Below are 20138 nucleotides of genomic sequence, written 5' to 3' on the forward strand. Positions count from 1 at the left end.
CCCATCGATGGCCGACAAGTCACGTTGATGGGTATCGCAAGCTCCACCCATCCTACGAGCTGAGACAAACCTGTAGGAGCGCCCCATGGGCGCGATCGCGGGCATGGCCCGCTCCTACAGGGAACATCGACGCTTCAGACACATCTTGCAAATGACCAGCGCCTTGCTGAAAATGCGATGAATTATCATTTGCATCAACCAGCGCATTCATGCCCTCCACCTCCGACGTCCAGTCGCTCTACAGTGACCATCATGGCTGGCTGCACCGCTGGCTTCGCGGCCGGCTGGGCAATGCCGCCGATGCCGCCGACCTGGCCCAGGACACCTTCGTGCGTGTGCTGCTCAAGCCCGAGCGCAGTGAACTGCGCACCCCGCGCGCCTTCCTGCGGACCATCGCCCGTGGCCTGGTGATCGACCACTGGCGCCGGGAAGAACTGGAACGCGCCTACCTCGATTCCATCGCCCATCTGCCGGAAGCGGAAGTACCATCGGCCGAGGCACGGCAAAGCATCCTGCAGTTGCTGGAAGCCATCGCTCGCCTGCTCGACGGCCTCAAGCCCAAGGTGCGCCGCGCCTTCCTGCTGGCCCAGTGCGAGGGCGTGCCCCACGCACGGATCGCCGAGGAGCTGGGCGTCTCGGTGCGCTCGGTGGAGCGCTACGTCGCCGAGGCGCTGTTCCACTGCTACCAGCTGCGGTACGCCGAGTGACCGGCGCCAGCACTGCGCCCGATCCCCGGGTGGTGAAGCAGGCGATCCAGTGGACCCTGCGCCTGAACGGCAATGCCGATGCGGAATTGCATAGCGCCTGCCAGCACTGGCGCCAGGCCGATCCCGAGCACGAAGCCGCCTGGCGGCGGGTGCAGACGCTGAATAGCGAACTGGCTGCCAGTTACCAGGCCGTTCCGGGCGCCCACGCGGTGCTGGAAAACACCACCCAGCGTCTGCAGCGGCGCCAGGCGCTCAAGCTGCTGTCGACCTTTGCCCTCGGCGCCTCGGCGCTGTGGCTGGCCCGCGAGGTCGCGCCCTGGCAACGCTGGCTGGCCGACTACAGCACCGTCACCGGCGAGCGCCAGCGCTTCACCCTAGCCGACGGCAGCCTGCTGCAACTGAACACCGACAGCGCAGTGAACCTGCGCTTCGACGCGCGCCAACGTCTGCTGATACTGGAGCGCGGCGAGATGCTCGTCAGCGCCGCCCGGGACGTCGCGCGCCCGCTGCGGGTGCGCAACCGCGACGGCCTGTTCGAAGCCCTGGGCACCCGCTTCGTGCTGCGCCAGGACGAGCGCTCCACGCGCCTGAGCGTCGAGGACGGTTCGGTGGCCATCGCCCCGCGCGTGCGCGGCCAGACCACCGCCATCGCCGAAGCCGGGCAGACCTACGCCATCAACGGCGACAGCGCGCTGCTGGCTGAGCGCAGCAACATGGACAGCAGCGCCTGGGTTGACGGCCTGATCGTCACCCGCGACATGCGCCTGGCGGACTTCCTCGCCGAGATCGGCCGCTACCGACACGGCCACCTGCATTGCGATGCGAGCGTAGCCGACCTGCGGCTGTCCGGCGTGTTTCGCCTGGACGACACCGACAAGCTGCTGGCCCTGCTGCCGCAGACGCTGCCGGTGCAGGTGGAAAAGCGCACGGACTGGTGGGTGACGGTGAGCGCGCGCGGCTGACGGCGAACTCCCCGTGTAGGAGCGCCCCATGGGCGCGATTCGCGGGCATGGCCCGCTCCTACATTCAGATTTCAAACCATGCCTCCCTCAATCGAGATTTATTTTTGTCGGGTTTTGCCGCCTCGGCCGGCAAGGAGGAATAACCCGATCATTTCCCTTGTCCACGGAATATCCCGCCATGCGAGCCGTCCACCTCCCGACCTCTTCCCCCGCCCAGCCCCGCGCCAGTCGGCTGACCCATGCCGTGCGCGGTGCGCTGCTGTGCGCCAGCCTGGGGGCCAGCCTGCCGCTGAGCACCCTGGCCGCCGATGCCGCCGCCATCACCAGCAGCCGCACCTATGCGATTCCGGCCGGGCCCCTGGGCGAGGTGCTGAACAACTTCGCCCGCGAGGCGGGCATCACCCTGTCGGCCACTCCGGAGCAGACCCGTGGCCTGAACTCGGCCGGGCTGAACGGCACCTATTCGGTGGAGCAAGGCCTGTCGCGCCTGCTGGCGGACACTCCGCTGGAAGCGCAGGACCAGGGCGACGGCAACTACGTGCTGCGCGCCGCCGCGCCGAGCGACGTGCTGGCGATGCCATCCAGCGACGTGTTCGCCCTCGGCAACGCGCTGGGCGCGGAAGACGGCTACCTGGCGACCCACAGCCAGATCGCCACCAAGACCAGCAAGTCGCTGCTGGAAACCAGCCAGAGCGTCTCGGTGATCACCCGCGAACAGATCGACGACACCGCCTCGAAGACCGTGCAGCAGGCCATGCGCTACACCCCCGGCATCTTCACCGGTCAGGTCGGCGCCTCGAACCGCTACGACTATGTGGTGATGCGCGGCTTCGCCGACAACAGCGTGGACAACATCTACCTCGACGGCCTGAAGGCCATGGGCGACAGCGGCACCTTCAGCTCGATGCAGGTCGACCCGTACTTCCTCGAACGCATCGACGTGCTCAAGGGCCCGTCCTCGGTGCTCTACGGCCGCAGCCTGCCCGGCGGGCTGGTGGCGCTGACCAGCAAGAAGCCGCTGTACGAGGACTACCACCAGATCACCGGCACCGTCGGCAACATGGGCCAGAAGGAAATGGGCTTCGACTTCAGCGGCCCACTGGATGAGGAGAAGCGCATCGCCTACCGCCTGGTCGGCCTGGGCAAGGGTTCGGACACCCAGTTCGACCACGTCAAGGAAGAGCGCTACGCCATCGCCCCGACCCTGGCTATCGACTTCACCGAGGACACCAGCCTGACGTTGCAGAGCTACCTGCAGCACGACCCGAACGGCGGCTACCACGGCGGCGTACCGGCGGACGGCACGCTGTTCCATCACAACGGCCGGAAGATCTCCCGCGAGTTCTTCGACGGCGAGCCAAGCAAGGACGACTTCGACCGCACCCAGCGCATGTTCGGCTACCAGCTGGAGCACCGTTTCGACGACGTCTGGACCGCGCGGCAGAACTTCCGCTACCTGGACTCCGACGTCGATCTCTCGCAGGTCTATGCCTACGGCTGGACCGCGCCGGACGAGAACACCCTGAACCGCTACTTCTCCGGCGCCCGCGAGCACCTGCAGGCGTACATCGTGGATAACATGGCGCAAGCCGAATTCGACACCGGCGCGGCCAGGCACACCCTGCTGATGGGCCTGGACTACCAGCGCCGCCGCACCGCCGTGGACTGGCGCTCCGGCTCGGCCCAGCCGCTGGACGCATTCGACCCGCACTACGGCAACGACGCCATCAGCTACTACCCGGACGACAACCACACCCGCCGCCTGGAGCAGACCGGCGTCTACCTGCAGGACCTGATCGACATCGACAACTGGCGCTTCTCCCTCGGCATGCGCGAGGACTGGGTAACGGTCGAGGACAAGAACCGCAGCACCGGCAGCAAGGCCGACGACGACTGGAAAAAATTCACCGGGCGCATCGGCGCGCTGTACCTGTTCGATAACGGCGTTGCGCCGTACATCAGCTACTCCGAGTCGTTCAACCCCAACGCCTACTCCGACCAGTCCGGCACGCCGCTGGAGCCGACCGAGGGCAAGCAGTGGGAAGCCGGCCTGAAGTTCCAGCCCGAGGGCAGCCGCAGCCTGTACACCGCGTCGATCTTCCACATCACCCAGGAGAACGTCGCGTCGAAGGAGCCGCAGGACAACTTCTACACCTCCGTGGGCGAAGTGCGCTCCCAGGGCCTGGAGCTGGAAGCCCACACCCAGGTCAGCGACAACCTCAAGGTGCTCGGCAGCTACACCTACACCGACATCACCTACACAAAATCGCTGGACGGCAACCAGGGCCACACCCCGAACCAGGCGCCCAAGCACATGGCTTCGCTGTGGGCCGACTATGGCTTCGACGCCGGCCCGCTGGACGGCCTCTCCATCGGCGGCGGCGCCCGCTACGTCGGCGAGACCTGGGCGGACAAGGAAAACACCCTGCGCGTACCGGACTACACCTTGGTGGATGCGCGCATCGGCTACGACCTGTCCCGCGTCGGCCTGAAAGGCCTGGACGTCAGCCTCAACGCCAACAACCTGCTGGACAAGGACTACGTGGCGTCCTGCTACAGCCTGGACTTCTGCTACTTCGGCGAGAAGCGCAACGTCACCGCGACGGTGAATTACCAGTTCTAATCGGTTCGCCGGGCGACACTTCTTTTGTAGGAGCGAGCTTGCTCGCGAACATCTCGGCACCGCGACCGCCGGGAAATCTGTTCGCGAGCAAGCTCGCTCCTACAGTAATTTCAGCCCATGAGCCCCGTGGCGCGGCCGTCGCCACGGGGCTTTCCTGCTTCAGAACTCTGCGGCGTGGCGGTGACGCACCTCCAGTTCCAGGGAGGCGCGATAGGCGTGCGCCTCGCGCTCGGTGTGGAAGATGCCGACCAACTGGCCTTCCTGATACACATCCCAGCAACGCCCGCCCAGGGCGCGGAACTCGCGGGATTTATGGTCGTCGTCACGCTCGGTCACTGTAATGCTCATGTCTTTTCTTCTCCGGTTTTGCCGTACATCAAGGCAATGCCAGAATCATTTAATTAGCTAGCTAATTAAATACTCGCTTTCGAGAAAGACTGTTACGAGCAATCGCCCAAACGGACGTCCCAGAAACGCAAAAGCGCAGCTCGAAGGCTGCGCTCTTGGGAGACGAACCGTCCGGTTTAGAACGGAATGTCGTCGTCGAAGCTGTCGTAGTCCGGAGCCGGTTGCGGCGCGGGCTGGGACTGCTGCTGCGGGGCCGGACGCGGCGCCTGCTGCGGACGCTGCTGCGGCTCGCGGGGAGCGCGCGGAGCGTCGTCACCACCGGCGCCCGGACGGCCGCCGAGCAGCTGCATGTTGCCGTTGATGTCGACCACGATCTCGGTGGTGTAACGGTCCTGGCCGTCCTGCCCCTGCCACTTGCGGGTACGCAGGCTGCCTTCGACGTAGATCTGCGAACCCTTGCGCACGTACTCGGCGACGATTTCCGCCAGGCGACCGAAGAACACCACGCGGTGCCACTCGGTACGCTCCTGCTGCTGGCCGGTCTGCTTGTCCTTCCAGCTCTCGCTGGTGGCCAGGGTGACGTTGGTCACCGCGTTGCCGTTGGGCATGTAACGGGTTTCCGGATCACCACCGACGTTACCCACCAGAATGACTTTGTTAACCCCACGGGCCATGACGCTCTCCTAAAGGCTTCAGCACGTCGCCTGCTCGGCGCCGGCCAGGCGCTCGAGGGACGTGCGATCAACTTGTTGGGAATCTACTTTGACATAAGCGGCGGCCTCTTCGATGACCACCATCACATCGCTCACACCGGGCAATGCCTTGAAACGCTCGGCCAACGAGGCATCGCGCAGCGCCTCATCGGACAGAGGCAGGCGAATGCTCGTTACATACGGCGGTTCACGCATGGTAACAGCAATTGCCAGCCAGATGGCAGCAAGCACGGCGCAGCCGATGAATACCCCGTTCAAGCCGCCGTGCTGGAACATCCAGCCACCCAGGATGCCGCCCACCGCGGCGCCGAGGAACTGGCTGGTGGAGTACACCCCCATCGCCGTGCCCTTGCCGCCGGCGGGCGACACCTTGCTCACCAGCGACGGCAACGAGGCCTCCAGCAGGTTGAACGCAGTGAAGTAGACGATGATGCCGAACACCAGTTCCTGCAGGCTGTCGCCGAAGGCCCAGAAGTACAGCTCGCAGAGCATCAGGGTCGCCACCGCGCCGCTCAGGACGCGTTTCATCTGACGCTTCTTCTCGGCGTAGATGATGAACGGCACCATGCCGAAGAAGCCGACCAGCAGCGCGGTCAGGTACACCCACCAGTGCTGCTCCTTGGGCAGCCCGGCGCGCTCCACCAGCGCCAGCGGGAGCGCAACGAAGCTGGCCATGAGGATGGCGTGCAGGACCAGGATGCCGGCGTCCAGGCGCAACAGCTCGCCGTTCTTCAGGGTCGGGATCAGCGACTGCCTGGCCACGCTGGATTCGCGGTGCTGCATGCGGTGATCCGGCGTCGGCACGACGAACAGGATGATCAGCATGCCCACCAGCGCCATGCCGGCGGTGAACCAGAACAGGCCGTGCAGGCCGAACCAGTGGGTCAGCACCGGGCCGGCAACCATCGCCACGGCGAAGGACACGCCTATGCTCATGCCGATCATGGCCATGGCCTTGGTACGGTGCTGTTCGCGGGTCAGGTCGGAAAGCATCGCCATCACGGCGGCGGAAATCGCCCCGGCGCCCTGCAGCACCCGGCCGGCGATGATGCCCCAGATGGAGTCGGCATTGGCCGCCAGTGCGGCACCCGCCGCGAACACCAGCAGGCCGACGACGATGATCGGCCGGCGGCCGATACGGTCGGAGAGGGTGCCCAGGGGAATCTGCAGGATGGCCTGGGTCAGGCCGTAGGCGCCGATGGCCAGGCCGATCAAAGCCGGCGTCGCGCCGGCGAGGTCCTGCCCGTAGGTCGCCAGGACCGGCAGGACCATGAACATGCCGAGCATGCGGAACGCGAAGACCAGGGACAGGCCGGCGGCCGCGCGGGTTTCGGTGCCACTCATGCGCTCAGTGTGGGAATCGTGCATAAACCCCTCATGGGAAGACGGATGTCGGGGATGCGCTTCAGTGCCCCCGTGACGGCGTGCCCCTGCACTCCGCGAAGGGCCGGCTGTCGCCAACGCCGAAAAATAGCCGGGCATTCTACCAGTCCTGCTGCTTGCCAGCACACTCGCGCGACTTTGCCGCATACGGACGGCCAGCCGTATACTCAGCGGTTTTCGCCCGCCATGCGAGGCCGCTGTGGACAAGATCCTCATCCGTGGGGCACGTACCCACAACCTGAAGAACATCGACCTGACCCTGCCGCGCGACAAGCTGATCGTGATCACCGGCCTGTCCGGTTCCGGCAAGTCCTCCCTGGCCTTCGATACGCTCTATGCCGAAGGCCAGCGCCGCTACGTGGAGTCCCTGTCGGCCTACGCCCGGCAGTTCCTCTCGATGATGGAAAAACCCGACGTCGACACCATCGAAGGTCTGTCGCCGGCGATTTCCATCGAGCAGAAATCCACGTCGCACAACCCGCGTTCCACCGTGGGTACCATCACCGAGATCTACGACTACCTGCGCCTGCTTTATGCGCGCGTGGGTATTCCGCGCTGCCCGGACCACGACATCCCGCTGGAGGCGCAGACCGTCAGCCAGATGGTCGACCAGGTGCTGGCGCTGCCCGAAGGCCGCAAGCTGATGCTGCTGGCCCCGGTGATCCGCGAACGCAAGGGCGAGCACCTGGCGGTATTCGAGGAAATGCGCGCCCAGGGCTTCGTCCGTGCCCGTGTCAACGGCAAGCTCTATGAGCTGGACGAGCTGCCCAAGCTGGACAAGAAGCTCAAGCACTCCATCGATGTGGTGGTGGACCGCTTCAAGGTGCGTGGCGACCTGCAGCAGCGCCTGGCGGAGTCCTTCGAGACGGCGATCAACCTGGCGGACGGCATCGCGCTCGTAGCCCCCATGGACGATGAAGAAGGCGAGGAGATGATCTTCTCCGCCCGCTTCGCCTGCCCGGTCTGCGGACACTCCATCAGCGAACTCGAACCCAAGCTGTTCTCCTTCAATAACCCGGCCGGCGCCTGCCCTACCTGCGACGGCCTGGGCGTGAAGCAGTTCTTCGACGCGCGGCGGGTGGTCAACGGCGAGCTGACCCTGGCCGAGGGCGCGATCCGCGGCTGGGACCGGCGCAACGTCTACTACTTCCAGATGCTCGGTTCGCTGGCCGGGCACTTCGGCTTCAGCCTGGAGGAGCCCTTCCAGGATCTCGATCCGGAGCACCAGAAGTTCATCCTCAACGGTTCGGGCCGCGAGAACGTCGAGTTCCGCTACCTCAACGACCGTGGCGACATCGTCAAGCGCGCGCACCCGTTCGAGGGCATCCTGCCGAACCTGGAGCGCCGCTACCGCGAGACCGAGTCGGCCACCGTGCGCGAGGAGCTGGCCAAGTTCCTCAGCACCCAGCCCTGCCCGGATTGCCACGGCACCCGCCTGCGCCGCGAGGCACGCCACGTCTGGGTGGGCGACAAGACGCTGCCGGCGATCACCTCGATGCCGGTGGGCACCGCCTGTGAGTACGCCGAGAGCCTGACCCTCACCGGCCGCCGCGGCGAAATCGCCTCGAAGATCCTCAAGGAGATCCGCGAGCGCCTGCAGTTCCTGGTCAACGTCGGCCTCGACTACCTGACCCTGGACCGCAGCGCCGACACCCTGTCCGGCGGCGAGGCGCAGCGTATCCGTCTGGCCAGCCAGATCGGCGCCGGCCTGGTGGGCGTCATGTACATCCTCGACGAACCCTCCATCGGCCTGCACCAGCGCGACAACGAGCGCCTGCTGGGCACCCTCACCCACCTGCGCAACCTGGGCAACACGGTGATCGTGGTTGAGCACGACGAGGATGCCATCCGCCTCGCCGACTACGTGGTGGACATCGGCCCCGGCGCCGGCGTGCACGGCGGGCAGATCGTCGCCGAGGGCACGCCGCAACAGGTCATGGACCACCCGGACTCGGTCACTGGCGCCTACCTGTCCGGTCGCACCAAGATCCTCGTGCCCGCCGAGCGCACCCCGCGCAACAAGAAGCAATTGCTCAAGCTCAAGGGCGCGCGCGGCAACAACCTGCAGAACGTCAACCTGGAAATTCCGGTCGGCCTGTTCACCTGCATCACCGGCGTTTCCGGTTCGGGCAAGTCGACGCTGATCAACAACACCCTGTTCCCGATCACCGCCACCGCGCTCAACGGCGCCACCACCCTGGAAGTCGCGCCCTACGAATCCTTCGACGGCCTGCAGCACCTGGACAAGGTGGTGGACATCGACCAGAGCCCGATCGGCCGCACCCCGCGTTCCAACCCGGCGACCTACACCGGGCTGTTCACGCCGATCCGCGAGCTGTTCGCCGGCGTGCCGGAAGCCCGCTCGCGCGGCTACGGTCCGGGGCGTTTCTCGTTCAACGTCAAGGGCGGCCGCTGCGAGGCCTGCCAGGGCGACGGCGTGATCAAGGTGGAGATGCACTTCCTGCCGGACATCTATGTCCCCTGCGACGTCTGCAAGGGCAAGCGCTACAACCGCGAGACCCTGGAAGTCCGCTACAAGGGCAAGAGCATCACCGAGGTGCTGGACATGACCATCGAGGACGCCCGCGCGTTCTTCGACGCCGTGCCGGCCATCGCCCGCAAGCTGCAGACGCTGATGGACGTCGGGCTGTCGTATATCAAGCTGGGCCAGAGCGCGACCACTCTCTCCGGTGGCGAGGCGCAGCGGGTGAAGCTGTCCCGCGAGCTGTCCAAGCGCGATACCGGCAAGACCCTGTACATCCTCGACGAGCCGACCACCGGCCTGCACTTCGCGGACATCCAGCAACTGCTCGACGTACTGCACCGCCTGCGCGACCACGGCAACACCGTGGTGGTGATCGAGCACAACCTGGACGTGATCAAGACCGCCGACTGGCTGGTCGACCTCGGCCCCGAGGGCGGCTCCAAGGGCGGCCAGATCATCGCCACCGGCACGCCGGAGCAGGTTGCGGAGCTGGCGGTGTCGCACACCGGGCACTTCCTCAAGCCGCTGCTGGAACGCGATCGCGCCTGATCCGCACCGGCATGAAAAAGCCCCTGCTGCCCATCGGCGCAGGGGCTTTTCTTTGGGCTCTTGTAGGAGTGGGCCATGCCCACGATTCGCGCGCATGGCGCGCTCCTACAAGGTGCAGATCAGATCTGCGATTGCAGGTAGTTCTCCAGGCCGATCTTCTGGATCAGGCCGAGCTGCTGCTCCAGCCAATACGCATGGTCTTCCTCGGTGTCGGTCAACTGCACGCGCAGGATGTCGCGCGTGACGAAGTCCTGGTGCTGCTCACACAGCGCAATGCCCTTGGCCAGCGCTGCACGCACGTGGCGCTCCAGCTTCAGGTCGGCCTCGAGCATCTCCGGCAGGGTCTTGCCCGGATGGATATCGTCCGGGCGCATACGCGGTGTGCCTTCGAGCAGCAGGATGCGGCGCAGCAAGGCGTCGGCGTGCTGGGTTTCCTCTTCCATCTCGTGGTTCAGGCGCTCGTAGAGCTTGGTGAAGCCCCAGTCCTCGTACATGCGCGAGTGGATGAAATACTGGTCGCGAGCGGCCAGCTCACCGGTCAGCAGCGTGTTGAGATAATCGATAACCTCGGCGTGGCCTTGCATCAGCCTTCTCCCTGGAACGTGACAGCCAATTAAACGGCGCTATGGTCCAGCCGGGCATGACCGGGGTCAAGCCCGGCCTTGGCCTGAAACGAAGCCGCCCTCCGAAGAGGGCGGCTTATCCTGACGCCTGAGCTTAGTTCAGCTTCAAGTCCAGCGCCTTGGCGACACCTTCGCCGTAGGCCGGGTCGATCTTTAAGAACAGCGCGAGCTGGCGACGCTGGATGGCTTCCGGCACACCTGCCATGTCACCGGCGATGTTCGCGTACAGACGCTGCCGCTGCGGCTCGTCGAACAGGCGGAACAGCGCGGCCGGCTGGCTGTAGTAGTCGTCGTCCACCCGGTGGTTCCAGTGGTCGGCGGTGCCTTCCAGGGTCAGCGGCGGCTCGGAGTAGTCCGGCTGCTCCTGCCACTGGTTGAAGCTGTTCGGTTCGTAGGTGACGGTCATGTCACCGTTATTGCCGTCCACCCGCATGGCGCCGTCGCGGTGATAGATGCGCGGGTTGTTGCGCGCAGCATTCACCGGGATCTGGTGGTGGTTCACGCCCAGGCGGTAGCGGTGTGCATCGCCGTAGGAGAACAGGCGGCCCTGGAGCATCCTGTCCGGCGAGAAGCCGATGCCGGGAACGATGTTCGCCGGACTGAAGGCGGACTGCTCGACCTCGGCGAAGTAGTTCGCCGGGTTGCGGTTCAGCTCGAAGTAGCCGACCTCGATCAGCGGGTAGTCGCCGTGCGGCCAGACCTTGGTCAGGTCGAACGGGTTGTAGCGGTAGGTCGCCGCCTCCTTCTCCGGCATCACCTGCACGTACATCGTCCAGCGCGGAAAGTCACCGCGCTCGATGGCGTCAAACAGATCACGCTGCGAGCTCTCGCGGTCGGCGCCTACCAGCTTGGCGGCTTCCTCGTTGCTCAGGTTCTCGATGCCCTGCTGGGTCTTGAAGTGGAACTTGACCCAGAAGCGCTCGTTGCTGGCGTTGATGAAGCTGAAGGTGTGGCTGCCGAAGCCATGCACGTGACGATAGCTGCGCGGCAGGCCCCGGTCGCTGAAGTCGATGGTCAGTTGGTGCAGCGCTTCGGGCAGGTGAGAAAAGAAGTCCCACTTCAGGGTCGCGTTGCGCAGGTTGGTGCGCGGATCACGTTTCACCACGTGGTTCAGGTCGGGGAATTTCAGCGGGTCGCGGAAGTAGAAGACCGGGGTGTTGTTGCCCACCAGGTCCCAGTTGCCTTCCTCGGTGTAGAACTTCAGGGCGAAGCCGCGGATATCGCGCTCGGCGTCGGCCGCGCCGCGTTCGCCGGCAACGGTGGAGAAACGCAGGAACAACGGGGTCTGCTTGCCAACCTCGGAGAACAGCTTGGCGCGGGTGTAGCGGGTGATGTCATGGGTGACGGTGAAGGTGCCATAGGCAGCAGAGCCTTTGGCGTGCATGCGACGCTCAGGAATCACCTCGCGGTCGAAGTGCGCCAGTTTCTCCAGGAACCAGACGTCCTGCAGCAGCATCGGACCCCGAGGGCCGGCGGTCTGGACATTCTGGTTATCGGCGACCGGCGCTCCAGCGGCAGTCGTCAGGCGGGTCTTGTCGCTCATCGTTACTCTCCTCAACGGCGGGTGCGGTATCCACTGCTCACGGAAAGGTGAGTGCGGTCCGACATCCCATCGGACAATTAAGCGCCCCCACGACCGCTGGCAGTTGATCCAGCTCAGGCGCCGTGGAAGTCGGCGTGATCAGGATCGGCGAAGAGCGACTTAGCATCCAATTTATTGATTTGAGGCGATCGATAGAGAAAAACTTTTCTCCAGGCGATAAAAAACCGGGCACAGGGCCCGGTTTCTTATAAGGCGTAAACCTTACTCTGCAGCTTCTACTGCTTGGCCGCCAACAGCGCGGTCAATCAGTTCGACGTATGCCATGGGGGCATTGTCGCCGGCGCGGAAGCCGCACTTCAGGATGCGCAGGTAGCCGCCCGGACGGTTGGCGTAGCGCTTGCCCAGTTCGTTGAAGAGCTTGCCTACGGCTTCTTTCGAACGGGTACGGTCGAAAGCGAGACGACGGTTGGCAACGCTATCCACTTTAGCCAGGGTGATCAGCGGCTCGGCAACGCGACGCAGTTCCTTGGCCTTGGGCAGGGTGGTTTTGATCAGTTCGTGTTCGAAGAGCGACACAGCCATGTTCTGGAACATAGCCTTGCGGTGCGCGCTGGTGCGGCTCAGGTGACGACCACTTTTACGATGGCGCATGGTTCAATTCCTTTCCAAACTTTACGTTCGGTAGCTACGACGATCAGGCAGTAGCCTTGTCGTCTTTCTTGAGACTTGCCGGCGGCCAGTTGTCGAGGCGCATACCGAGGGACAGACCGCGAGAGGCCAGAACGTCCTTGATTTCGGTCAGGGACTTCTTGCCCAGGTTCGGCGTTTTGAGCAGCTCTACTTCGGTGCGCTGAATCAGGTCACCGATGTAGTAGATGTTCTCTGCCTTCAGGCAGTTGGCCGAACGGACGGTCAGCTCAAGGTCATCGACCGGACGCAGCAGGATCGGATCGATCTCGTCTTCCTGCTCTTCAACGACGGGCTCGCTGTCGCCTTTGAGGTCCACGAACGCTGCCAGCTGCTGTTGCAGGATGGTAGCGGCGCGACGGATAGCCTCTTCAGGGTCCAGGGTGCCGTTGGTTTCCAGATCGAGGACCAGCTTGTCCAGGTTGGTACGCTGTTCGACACGGGCGTTCTCGACCACGTAGGCAACACGACGTACGGGGCTGAACGAGGCGTCGAGCTGAAGACGGCCGATGCTACGGCTTTCGTCTTCATCGCTCGAACGGGCATCAGCCGGCTCGTAGCCACGGCCACGAGCGACTTTCAGCTTCATGTTCAGCGCACCGTTATCGGCCAGGTGGGCGATAACATGGTCACCGTTGACGATCTCGACATCATGATCCAGCTGAATATCGGCAGCGGTCACCACACCCGAGCCCTTTTTCGCCAGGGTCAGCGTCACTTCGTCACGGCCGTGCAGCTTGATGGCCAGGCCTTTCAGGTTGAGCAGGATCTCGATGACATCTTCCTGCACACCTTCGATGGCGGAGTACTCGTGGAGTACGCCGTCGATCTCGGCCTCGACTACTGCACAGCCAGGCATGGAGGACAACAGGATGCGACGCAGCGCGTTGCCCAGGGTATGGCCGAAACCACGCTCGAGGGGCTCGAGGGTGATCTTGGCGCGGGTTTGGCTGACCACCTGCACATCGATGTGACGGGGGGTCAGGAACTCATTTACCGAACTCTGCATGGATGCACCTATTTTCTAGCCCTTACTTGGAGTAGAGCTCGACAATCAGGTTTTCGTTGATGTCGGCGGACAGATCGGCACGAGCCGGAACACTTTTGAAAGTGCCGGACTTCTTGTCGCTATCCACTTCGACCCACTCAACGCGACCGCGCTGGGCGCACAGGTCCAGAGCTTGGGCAATGCGCAGCTGGTTCTTCGATTTCTCGCGAACAGCAACGACGTCGCCTGCTTTGACCTGGTAGGACGGGATGTTCACGGTCTGACCGTTCACGCTGATGGTCTTGTGGGACACCAGCTGACGGGATTCGGAACGAGTGGAACCGAAGCCCATACGGTAGACGACGTTGTCCAGACGGCACTCGAGCAGCTGCAGCAGGTTCTCACCAGTGGAGCCCTTGCGGCGGGACGCTTCCTGATAGTAGCCACGGAATTGACGTTCCAGAACGCCGTAGATGCGGCGGACTTTCTGCTTCTCGCGCAGCTGCAGACCGTAGTCGGACAGGCGACCACGACGCTGGCCGTGCTGGCCAGGAACGTTTTCTGCTTTGCACTTCGAGTCGAGGGCGCGGACGCCACTCTTCAGGAACAGATCAGTGCCTTCGCGGCGGGACAGTTTGCACTTGGGACCAATGTAACGAGCCATTTCTCACTGTCTCCTATTACACGCGACGCTTTTTCGGCGGACGGCAGCCGTTGTGCGGGATCGGGGTTACGTCGGTGATGCTGGCGATCTTGTAACCGCAGGCATTCAGCGCACGTACAGCCGACTCGCGGCCCGGGCCCGGGCCCTTGACGTTGACGTCGAGGTTCTTCAGACCGTATTCCAGAGCAGCCTGGCCGGCACGCTCGGCCGCTACCTGGGCAGCGAACGGGGTGCTCTTACGCGAGCCGCGGAAGCCCGAACCACCGGAAGTGGCCCAGGACAGAGCGTTGCCCTGACGGTCGGTGATGGTAACGATGGTATTGTTGAAGGACGCGTGGATATGCGCGATCCCGTCAACCACCGTCTTTTTGACTTTCTTACGAGGACGAGCAGCAGGTTTTGCCATGACTAAATTCCTAAGCGATTACTTGCGGATCGGCTTACGCGGGCCCTTACGGGTACGCGCGTTGGTCTTGGTACGCTGACCGCGAACCGGCAGACCGCGACGATGACGCAGACCGCGGTAGCAACCGAGGTCCATCAGACGCTTGATGTTCATGTTGATTTCGCGACGCAGGTCACCTTCGGTGGTCAGCTTGGCCACCTCGGTACGCAGCGAATCAATCTGCTCTTCGCTCAGGTCTTTGATCTTTGCAGCCGGGCTGATGCCGGTGGCTGCACAGATGCTCTGTGCGGTAGTGCGACCAACACCATAGATGTAGGTCAGCGAGATAACAGTGTGCTTGTTATCCGGAATGTTTACGCCTGCAATACGGGCCATTCAGAAAAACTCCAATTGACAGCTACCCGGCGCCCAGGAAGCCAAGAAAGGGCGCGGATATTAGCGCTGTAAAAACAAATAATCAACCCGGCAGCACACTAGCTGCCGGGTTATAACGCGTGATTCACACTCAGCCTTGGCGCTGCTTGTGACGCGGCTCCGCGCTGCAGATCACACGAACGACGCCTTCGCGACGGACGATCTTGCAGTTGCGGCAAAGCTTCTTAACCGATGCACGAACTTTCATCAGTGACTCCTCGAACCTTACGGGTCAGCGCAGCAGGCCGCTGCCATAGCCCTTCAGGTTGGCTTTCTTCATGAGGGATTCGTACTGGTGAGAAACGAGGTGCGATTGTACTTGGGCCATAAAGTCCATCACAACCACGACCACGATCAGCAACGAGGTCCCGCCAAGGTAGAACGGTACGTGGGCAGCTACGACCAGGAACTGGGGCAGCAGGCACACAGCCGTCATGTACAGGGCACCGAACATGGTCAAACGGGTCAGCACGCCATCGATGTAGCGAGCGGACTGTTCGCCCGGACGAATACCCGGAATAAATGCACCGGACTTCTTGAGGTTTTCCGCCACGTCCTTCGGGTTGAACATCAGCGCTGTGTAGAAGAAGCAGAAGAAGACGATCCCCGCACTAAACAGCAGAATGTTCAGCGGCTGCCCCGGAGCGATCGCTTGCGCGACGTCCTGCAGCCAACCCAGGCCCTCCGACTGACCGAACCAGGCACCCAGGGATGCCGGGAACAGCAGGATGCTGCTGGCGAAGATCGCAGGGATTACACCCGCCATGTTCACTTTCAGCGGCAAGTGGCTGGTCTGGGCGGCAAACACCTTGCGGCCTTGTTGGCGCTTGGCGTAATGCACGGCGATACGACGCTGACCACGCTCGATGAACACAACGAACGCGATGATGGCCACGGCCAGCAGGCCGATGGCGATCAGGGCGAAGATGTTGATGTCACCTTGACGCGCGGACTCGAAGGACTGGCCGATTGCTCGGGGCAGGCCTGCGACGATACCGGAGAAGATCAACATGGAGATGCCGTTGCCGACACCCCGCTCGGTGATCTGCTCACCCAGCCACATCATGAACAGCGCACCCGCCACGAAGGTGGTGACCGACACGAAGTAGAAGCCGAAGTCGTTGGAGAAAGCCACACCCTGGCTGCCCAGACCAACGGACATGCCGATGGCCTGGACGAGTGCCAGAGCGAGAGTTGCGTAGCGGGTGTACTGGCTGATCTTGCGACGCCCAGACTCACCCTCTTTCTTCAACTGCTCCAGCTGCGGGCTGATAGCGGTCATGAGCTGCATGATGATCGATGCCGAGATGTACGGCATGATCCCCAGTGCAAAGATACTCATGCGCTCCAGCGCGCCGCCGGAAAACATGTTGAAGAGGCTAAGAATGGTCCCCTCGTTCTGCCGGAACAGTGCCGCCAAGCGATCAGGGTTGATGCCCGGGACTGGGATATGCGCACCGATCCGATAGACGATGATCGCCAGGAACAGGAAACGCAGACGTGCCCAGAGCTCGGACAAACCACCACCGTTGCTCAGCGCAGAGAGAGCACCTTGCTTAGCCATTTAGTCCTCGATTTTGCCGCCAGCTGCTTCGATAGCCGCACGAGCGCCCTTGGTGGCGCCAATGCCTTTCAGGGTGACTGCGCGAGTAACTTCGCCGGACAGCATGACTTTCACACGCTGTACGTTCTGGTTAATCACGTTGGCATCCTTCAGGGCCTGCACGGTTACGACATCACCCTCGACCTTGGCCAGCTCGGAGGTACGCACTTCTGCGCGATCCAGGGCCTTCAGCGAGTTGAAGCCGAACTTCGGCAGACGACGGTGCAGCGGCTGCTGACCACCCTCGAAGCCCGGAGCGATGGAGCCACCGGAGCGGGAGGTCTGACCTTTGTGACCACGGCCACCGGTCTTGCCCAGACCGCTACCGATGCCACGGCCCGGACGGTGCTTTTCGCGACGGGCACCCGGCGCGGAACGCAGATCGTTCAGTTGCATGGATTAACCCTCCACACGCAGCAGGTAGTAGGCCTTGTTGATCATGCCGCGGTTTTCAGGAGTGTCCTGAACTTCTACGGTGTGACCAATGCGACGCAGGCCCAGGCCTTTGACGCAAGCCTTGTGATTGGCCAGACGGCCGTTCACGCTCTTGATCAGAGTAACTTTGACAGTTGCCATGGTTAGAGAATCTCCTCGACGCTCTTGCCACGCTTGGCCGCTACCGACTCAGGGGACTGCATGTTCTTCAGGCCCTTGAAGGTTGCGTAGACCACGTTCACCGGATTGGTGGAGCCGTAGCACTTCGCCAGAACGTTCTGCACACCGGCCACTTCCAGGACAGCACGCATGGCGCCGCCGGCGATGATACCGGTACCTTCGGAAGCCGGCTGCATGTACACCTTGGAGGCGCCATGGGCGGACTTGGTCGGGTACTGCAGGGTGGTGCCGTTCAGATCAACCTGGATCATGTTGCGGCGAGCAGCTTCCATGGCCTTCTGGATGGCAGCCGGCACTTCACGCGCCTTGCCACGACCGAAGCCCACGCGGCCTTTGCCATCGCCAACCACGGTCAGCGCGGTGAAGGCGAAGATACGGCCACCTTTAACGGTTTTGGCGACGCGGTTCACTTGAACCAGCTTCTCGATGTAGCCTTCGTCGCGCTTTTGATCGTTGTTTGCCATAACTTAGAACTCCAGACCGCCTTCGCGAGCGGCATCAGCCAGGGCCTTGATACGGCCGTGGTACTTGAAGCCAGAACGGTCGAACGCCACCTGAGTGACGCCGGCAGCCTTGGCGCGTTCGGCGACCAGTTGACCAACTTTCTTGGCTGCGTCGATGTTGCCGGTGGCACCTTCGCGCAGTTCCTTGTCCAGGGTCGAGGCGCTGGCCAGGACCTTGCCGCCATCGGCCGCAATGACCTGGGCGTAGATGTGCTGGGCGGAGCGGTACACGCAGAGGCGTACGGCTTCCAGTTCGCGCATCTTCAGGCGAGCCTTGCGAGCGCGGCGCAGACGGGTTTCTTTCTTGACGCTCATTTGCTATGCCCTACTTCTTCTTGGCTTCTTTACGAAGGACGACTTCGTCGGCGTAACGCACGCCCTTGCCTTTGTACGGCTCCGGCGGACGGAAGTCGCGGATTTCCGCGGCGACCTGGCCGACCAGCTGCTTGTCGATACCCTTGATCAGGATGTCGGTCTGGCTGGGGGTTTCCGCTACGATGCCGGCAGGCAGTTCGTAATCAACCGGGTGGGAGAAGCCGAGAGCCAGGGACAGCACTTGGCCTTTGGCCTGCGCCTTGTAACCAACGCCGACCAGCTGGAGCTTGCGCTCGAAGCCCTGGCTGACGCCGATTACCATGTTGTTGACCAGAGCGCGGGTGGTACCGGCCATGGCACGGGTCTGCTGGTCGCCGTTACGCGCAGCGAAACGCAGCTCACCGTTGTCCTGAATGACTTCGACGGACGGATGTACTTTCAGCTCGAGAGCGCCTTTGGCACCCTTGATCGAAAGTTCCTGACCAGCCAGCTTGATTTCAACGCCAGCGGGCAGAACGACGGGGTTCTTAGCAACGCGAGACATGCTGATTCCCCTTAGAACACAGTGCAGAGCACTTCGCCACCGACGCCAGCGGCACGGGCAGCACGATCAGTCATCACACCTTTGTTGGTGGAAACGATCGAAACACCCAGGCCGCCGCGAACTTTCGGCAGCTGGTCTACGGATTTGTACTGGCGCAGGCCAGGACGGCTGATTCGCTTCACTTCCTCGATGACAGGCTTGCCTTCGAAGTACTTCAGCTCGATCGACAGCAGAGGCTTGGCCTCGGCGGTGACTTGGAAATCCGCAATGTAACCTTCGTCCTTGAGGACTTTGGCGACTGCCGCTTTCAGCTTGGAAGACGGCATGCTCACGACGGTCTTCTCAGCCATCTGGGCATTACGGATGCGAGTTAGCATGTCTGCTAACGGGTCCTGCATACTCATGGGCTTAATGCTCCTGATACAAAAGATAAGCCTTCAACTTCATAACTCGCCCTCAAAACGCCAGGCGAACTAAAACCCGGGCTCAGGGGAGCCGGGTATTCTAGAGATCGCTCAAAAACGAATCAAGCCCCACGAGGGGGCTTGATTCGTTAAGCGATCAACGGAGCCGTTGCCGGCTCCGCTAACGACTTACCAGCTGGCTTTCACCAGACCCGGTACGTCGCCGCGCATTGCAGCTTCGCGCAGCTTGTTACGGCTCAGACCGAACTTGCGGTAGAAGCCGTGCGGACGACCGGTCAGACGGCAGCGGTTACGCAGGCGGCTGGCGCTCGCGTCACGGGGCTGCTTCTGCAGGGCGACCTGGGCATTCCAACGCTCTTCCGCGGAGGAGTTCGGATTAGCGATGATCGCTTTCAGCTCGGCACGCTTTTTAGCGTACTTGGCTACCGTTTGCTGACGCTTCAGCTCACGGTTCTTCATGCTCTCTTTAGCCATGGTCCTACTCCAATCAGTTGCGGAACGGGAAGTTGAAGGCGCGCAGCAGGGCACGACCTTCATCATCCGAACGAGCGGTGGTGGTCAGAGTGATATCCATACCGCGGAGGGCATCGATCTTGTCGTAATCGATTTCCGGGAAGATGATCTGCTCTTTGACACCCATGCTGTAGTTGCCGCGACCGTCGAAGGACTTGGCATTCAGACCGCGGAAGTCACGTACACGAGGCAGGGAGATCGACAGCAGACGGTCCAGGAACTCGTACATGCGATCGCCACGCAGGGTGACTTTCACGCCAATCGGCCAGCCTTCACGGATCTTGAAGCCAGCGATCGACTTACGAGCGTAAGTCACGACCGGCTTTTGACCCGCGATCTTTTCCAGATCGGCAACGGCGCTCTCGATGACTTTCTTGTCACCGACAGCTTCGCCAAGACCCATGTTCAGGGTGATTTTGGTAACGCGCGGAACTTCCATCACGTTCGCCAGCTGAAGCTCTTGCTTCAGCTTGGGAGCGATTTCCTTCCGATAAATTTCTTTCAATCGTGCCATGGTGATCTACC

24 protein-coding genes are annotated in these 20138 nt (G+C 62.7%); 4 read left to right on the plus strand and 20 right to left on the minus strand.

Going from position 1 to position 20138, the window contains the following annotated elements:
• Window positions 1-209 precede the first annotated feature (209 nt).
• The 3 genes from ACQ5BL_RS24735 (at window position 210) to ACQ5BL_RS24745 (ending at window position 4292) form a co-directional block, all read left to right on the plus strand.
• Complete coding sequence (locus tag ACQ5BL_RS24735) at window positions 210-707, plus strand: sigma-70 family RNA polymerase sigma factor (RefSeq protein ID WP_243805137.1); 498 nt, start codon at window positions 210-212, stop codon at window positions 705-707.
• Entirely contained in the window at window positions 704-1669 is a 966-nt protein-coding gene (locus tag ACQ5BL_RS24740) for a FecR domain-containing protein (RefSeq protein ID WP_243805136.1), read from the plus strand. Before ACQ5BL_RS24735 ends, ACQ5BL_RS24740 begins: the two co-directional genes overlap by 4 nt.
• A gap of 178 nt (window positions 1670-1847) precedes the next feature.
• On the plus strand, window positions 1848-4292 hold the full coding sequence (locus tag ACQ5BL_RS24745) for a TonB-dependent siderophore receptor (RefSeq protein WP_243805135.1): 2445 nt from the start codon (window positions 1848-1850) through the stop codon (window positions 4290-4292).
• Between the two features lie 159 nt (window positions 4293-4451).
• On the opposite strand, the gene ACQ5BL_RS24750 is transcribed toward ACQ5BL_RS24745, so the two are convergent.
• The 3 genes from ACQ5BL_RS24750 to ACQ5BL_RS24760 form a co-directional block, all read right to left on the minus strand.
• Entirely contained in the window at window positions 4452-4640 is a 189-nt protein-coding gene (locus tag ACQ5BL_RS24750; RefSeq protein WP_207884727.1) for a hypothetical protein, read from the minus strand.
• Window positions 4641-4816: 176 nt separating this feature from the next.
• Entirely contained in the window at window positions 4817-5314 is a 498-nt protein-coding gene (ssb, locus tag ACQ5BL_RS24755) for a single-stranded DNA-binding protein (protein ID WP_207884728.1), read from the minus strand.
• Window positions 5315-5332: 18 nt separating this feature from the next.
• Window positions 5333-6721, minus strand: coding sequence for an MFS transporter (locus tag ACQ5BL_RS24760; RefSeq protein WP_207884729.1), 1389 nt, complete (start codon window positions 6719-6721; stop codon window positions 5333-5335).
• Between the two features lie 214 nt (window positions 6722-6935).
• Here ACQ5BL_RS24760 and uvrA point away from each other — a divergent pair, with 214 nt between their 5' ends.
• Complete coding sequence (gene uvrA / locus ACQ5BL_RS24765) at window positions 6936-9770, plus strand: excinuclease ABC subunit UvrA (RefSeq protein WP_207884730.1); 2835 nt, start codon at window positions 6936-6938, stop codon at window positions 9768-9770.
• A gap of 119 nt (window positions 9771-9889) precedes the next feature.
• On the opposite strand, the gene bfr is transcribed toward uvrA, so the two are convergent.
• From bfr to rplE, 17 genes are all read right to left on the minus strand, one after another.
• The gene (gene bfr / locus ACQ5BL_RS24770) at window positions 9890-10354 is read right to left on the minus strand and encodes a bacterioferritin (RefSeq protein WP_243805134.1); all 465 of its coding nucleotides are present in this window, start codon (window positions 10352-10354) and stop codon (window positions 9890-9892) included.
• A 133-nt stretch (window positions 10355-10487) separates the two neighbouring features.
• Complete coding sequence (gene katA / locus ACQ5BL_RS24775; RefSeq protein WP_243805133.1) at window positions 10488-11936, minus strand: catalase KatA; 1449 nt, start codon at window positions 11934-11936, stop codon at window positions 10488-10490.
• Window positions 11937-12197: 261 nt separating this feature from the next.
• A complete protein-coding gene (gene rplQ / locus ACQ5BL_RS24780) occupies window positions 12198-12587 on the minus strand; it encodes a 50S ribosomal protein L17 (protein WP_015475338.1) in 390 nt (129 codons plus the stop codon).
• A 43-nt stretch (window positions 12588-12630) separates the two neighbouring features.
• Complete coding sequence (locus ACQ5BL_RS24785) at window positions 12631-13632, minus strand: DNA-directed RNA polymerase subunit alpha (protein ID WP_009617182.1); 1002 nt, start codon at window positions 13630-13632, stop codon at window positions 12631-12633.
• 22 nt (window positions 13633-13654) lie between these two features.
• Window positions 13655-14275: a 30S ribosomal protein S4 gene (gene rpsD / locus ACQ5BL_RS24790; RefSeq protein ID WP_207884733.1), complete on the minus strand. Its 621-nt coding sequence runs from the start codon at window positions 14273-14275 to the stop codon at window positions 13655-13657.
• Between the two features lie 16 nt (window positions 14276-14291).
• Window positions 14292-14681 carry a 30S ribosomal protein S11 gene (gene rpsK / locus ACQ5BL_RS24795; protein WP_003093689.1) on the minus strand — a complete coding sequence of 130 codons (390 nt, stop codon included), beginning with the start codon at window positions 14679-14681 and terminating at the stop codon, window positions 14292-14294.
• 18 nt (window positions 14682-14699) lie between these two features.
• On the minus strand, window positions 14700-15056 hold the full coding sequence (gene rpsM / locus ACQ5BL_RS24800) for a 30S ribosomal protein S13 (RefSeq protein ID WP_017521894.1): 357 nt from the start codon (window positions 15054-15056) through the stop codon (window positions 14700-14702).
• 130 nt (window positions 15057-15186) lie between these two features.
• Window positions 15187-15303 carry a 50S ribosomal protein L36 gene (gene rpmJ / locus ACQ5BL_RS24805; RefSeq protein ID WP_014854209.1) on the minus strand — a complete coding sequence of 39 codons (117 nt, stop codon included), beginning with the start codon at window positions 15301-15303 and terminating at the stop codon, window positions 15187-15189.
• Window positions 15304-15327: 24 nt separating this feature from the next.
• Window positions 15328-16659: a preprotein translocase subunit SecY gene (gene secY, locus ACQ5BL_RS24810; RefSeq protein WP_207884734.1), complete on the minus strand. Its 1332-nt coding sequence runs from the start codon at window positions 16657-16659 to the stop codon at window positions 15328-15330.
• Window positions 16660-17094 carry a 50S ribosomal protein L15 gene (gene rplO, locus ACQ5BL_RS24815; protein WP_152219918.1) on the minus strand — a complete coding sequence of 145 codons (435 nt, stop codon included), beginning with the start codon at window positions 17092-17094 and terminating at the stop codon, window positions 16660-16662.
• Between the two features lie 3 nt (window positions 17095-17097).
• The gene (rpmD, locus tag ACQ5BL_RS24820) at window positions 17098-17274 is read right to left on the minus strand and encodes a 50S ribosomal protein L30 (protein ID WP_016490545.1); all 177 of its coding nucleotides are present in this window, start codon (window positions 17272-17274) and stop codon (window positions 17098-17100) included.
• Window positions 17275-17276: 2 nt separating this feature from the next.
• Window positions 17277-17777, minus strand: coding sequence for a 30S ribosomal protein S5 (rpsE, locus tag ACQ5BL_RS24825; RefSeq protein ID WP_009617173.1), 501 nt, complete (start codon window positions 17775-17777; stop codon window positions 17277-17279).
• A gap of 3 nt (window positions 17778-17780) precedes the next feature.
• A complete protein-coding gene (gene rplR / locus ACQ5BL_RS24830; RefSeq protein WP_152219916.1) occupies window positions 17781-18131 on the minus strand; it encodes a 50S ribosomal protein L18 in 351 nt (116 codons plus the stop codon).
• A 10-nt stretch (window positions 18132-18141) separates the two neighbouring features.
• Window positions 18142-18675, minus strand: coding sequence for a 50S ribosomal protein L6 (rplF, locus tag ACQ5BL_RS24835; protein ID WP_152219913.1), 534 nt, complete (start codon window positions 18673-18675; stop codon window positions 18142-18144).
• A gap of 11 nt (window positions 18676-18686) precedes the next feature.
• The gene (gene rpsH, locus ACQ5BL_RS24840; protein WP_015475331.1) at window positions 18687-19079 is read right to left on the minus strand and encodes a 30S ribosomal protein S8; all 393 of its coding nucleotides are present in this window, start codon (window positions 19077-19079) and stop codon (window positions 18687-18689) included.
• A gap of 189 nt (window positions 19080-19268) precedes the next feature.
• Entirely contained in the window at window positions 19269-19574 is a 306-nt protein-coding gene (gene rpsN, locus ACQ5BL_RS24845; protein ID WP_152219911.1) for a 30S ribosomal protein S14, read from the minus strand.
• Window positions 19575-19587: 13 nt separating this feature from the next.
• The gene (gene rplE / locus ACQ5BL_RS24850) at window positions 19588-20127 is read right to left on the minus strand and encodes a 50S ribosomal protein L5 (RefSeq protein WP_043248941.1); all 540 of its coding nucleotides are present in this window, start codon (window positions 20125-20127) and stop codon (window positions 19588-19590) included.
• Window positions 20128-20138: the final 11 nt, after the last annotated feature.

Source organism: Pseudomonas sp. B1-22 (assembly GCF_050474425.1).
Classification (GTDB): Bacteria; Pseudomonadota; Gammaproteobacteria; order Pseudomonadales; family Pseudomonadaceae; genus Pseudomonas.

Bases quoted from the DNA above. Each gene is read 5' to 3' on its own strand.
- ACQ5BL_RS24735 (WP_243805137.1), top strand. From the start codon at position 210: ATGCCCTCCACCTCCGACGTCCAGTCGCTCTACAGTGACCATCATGGC.
- ACQ5BL_RS24745 (WP_243805135.1), top strand. From the start codon at position 1,848: ATGCGAGCCGTCCACCTCCCGACCTCTTCCCCCGCCCAGCCCCGCGCC.
- ACQ5BL_RS24750 (WP_207884727.1), bottom strand. From the start codon at position 4,640: ATGAGCATTACAGTGACCGAGCGTGACGACGACCATAAATCCCGCGAG.
- ssb (WP_207884728.1), bottom strand. From the start codon at position 5,314: ATGGCCCGTGGGGTTAACAAAGTCATTCTGGTGGGTAACGTCGGTGGT.
- ACQ5BL_RS24760 (WP_207884729.1), bottom strand. From the start codon at position 6,721: ATGCACGATTCCCACACTGAGCGCATGAGTGGCACCGAAACCCGCGCG.
- bfr (WP_243805134.1), bottom strand. From the start codon at position 10,354: ATGCAAGGCCACGCCGAGGTTATCGATTATCTCAACACGCTGCTGACC.
- katA (WP_243805133.1), bottom strand. From the start codon at position 11,936: ATGAGCGACAAGACCCGCCTGACGACTGCCGCTGGAGCGCCGGTCGCC.
- rplQ (WP_015475338.1), bottom strand. From the start codon at position 12,587: ATGCGCCATCGTAAAAGTGGTCGTCACCTGAGCCGCACCAGCGCGCAC.
- ACQ5BL_RS24785 (WP_009617182.1), bottom strand. From the start codon at position 13,632: ATGCAGAGTTCGGTAAATGAGTTCCTGACCCCCCGTCACATCGATGTG.
- rpsD (WP_207884733.1), bottom strand. From the start codon at position 14,275: ATGGCTCGTTACATTGGTCCCAAGTGCAAACTGTCCCGCCGCGAAGGC.
- rpsK (WP_003093689.1), bottom strand. From the start codon at position 14,681: ATGGCAAAACCTGCTGCTCGTCCTCGTAAGAAAGTCAAAAAGACGGTG.
- rpsM (WP_017521894.1), bottom strand. From the start codon at position 15,056: ATGGCCCGTATTGCAGGCGTAAACATTCCGGATAACAAGCACACTGTT.
- rpmJ (WP_014854209.1), bottom strand. From the start codon at position 15,303: ATGAAAGTTCGTGCATCGGTTAAGAAGCTTTGCCGCAACTGCAAGATC.
- secY (WP_207884734.1), bottom strand. From the start codon at position 16,659: ATGGCTAAGCAAGGTGCTCTCTCTGCGCTGAGCAACGGTGGTGGTTTG.
- rplO (WP_152219918.1), bottom strand. From the start codon at position 17,094: ATGCAACTGAACGATCTGCGTTCCGCGCCGGGTGCCCGTCGCGAAAAG.
- rpmD (WP_016490545.1), bottom strand. From the start codon at position 17,274: ATGGCAACTGTCAAAGTTACTCTGATCAAGAGCGTGAACGGCCGTCTG.
- rpsE (WP_009617173.1), bottom strand. From the start codon at position 17,777: ATGGCAAACAACGATCAAAAGCGCGACGAAGGCTACATCGAGAAGCTG.
- rplR (WP_152219916.1), bottom strand. From the start codon at position 18,131: ATGAGCGTCAAGAAAGAAACCCGTCTGCGCCGCGCTCGCAAGGCTCGC.
- rplF (WP_152219913.1), bottom strand. From the start codon at position 18,675: ATGTCTCGCGTTGCTAAGAACCCCGTCGTTCTGCCCGCTGGCGTTGAA.
- rpsH (WP_015475331.1), bottom strand. From the start codon at position 19,079: ATGAGTATGCAGGACCCGTTAGCAGACATGCTAACTCGCATCCGTAAT.
- rpsN (WP_152219911.1), bottom strand. From the start codon at position 19,574: ATGGCTAAAGAGAGCATGAAGAACCGTGAGCTGAAGCGTCAGCAAACG.
- rplE (WP_043248941.1), bottom strand. From the start codon at position 20,127: ATGGCACGATTGAAAGAAATTTATCGGAAGGAAATCGCTCCCAAGCTG.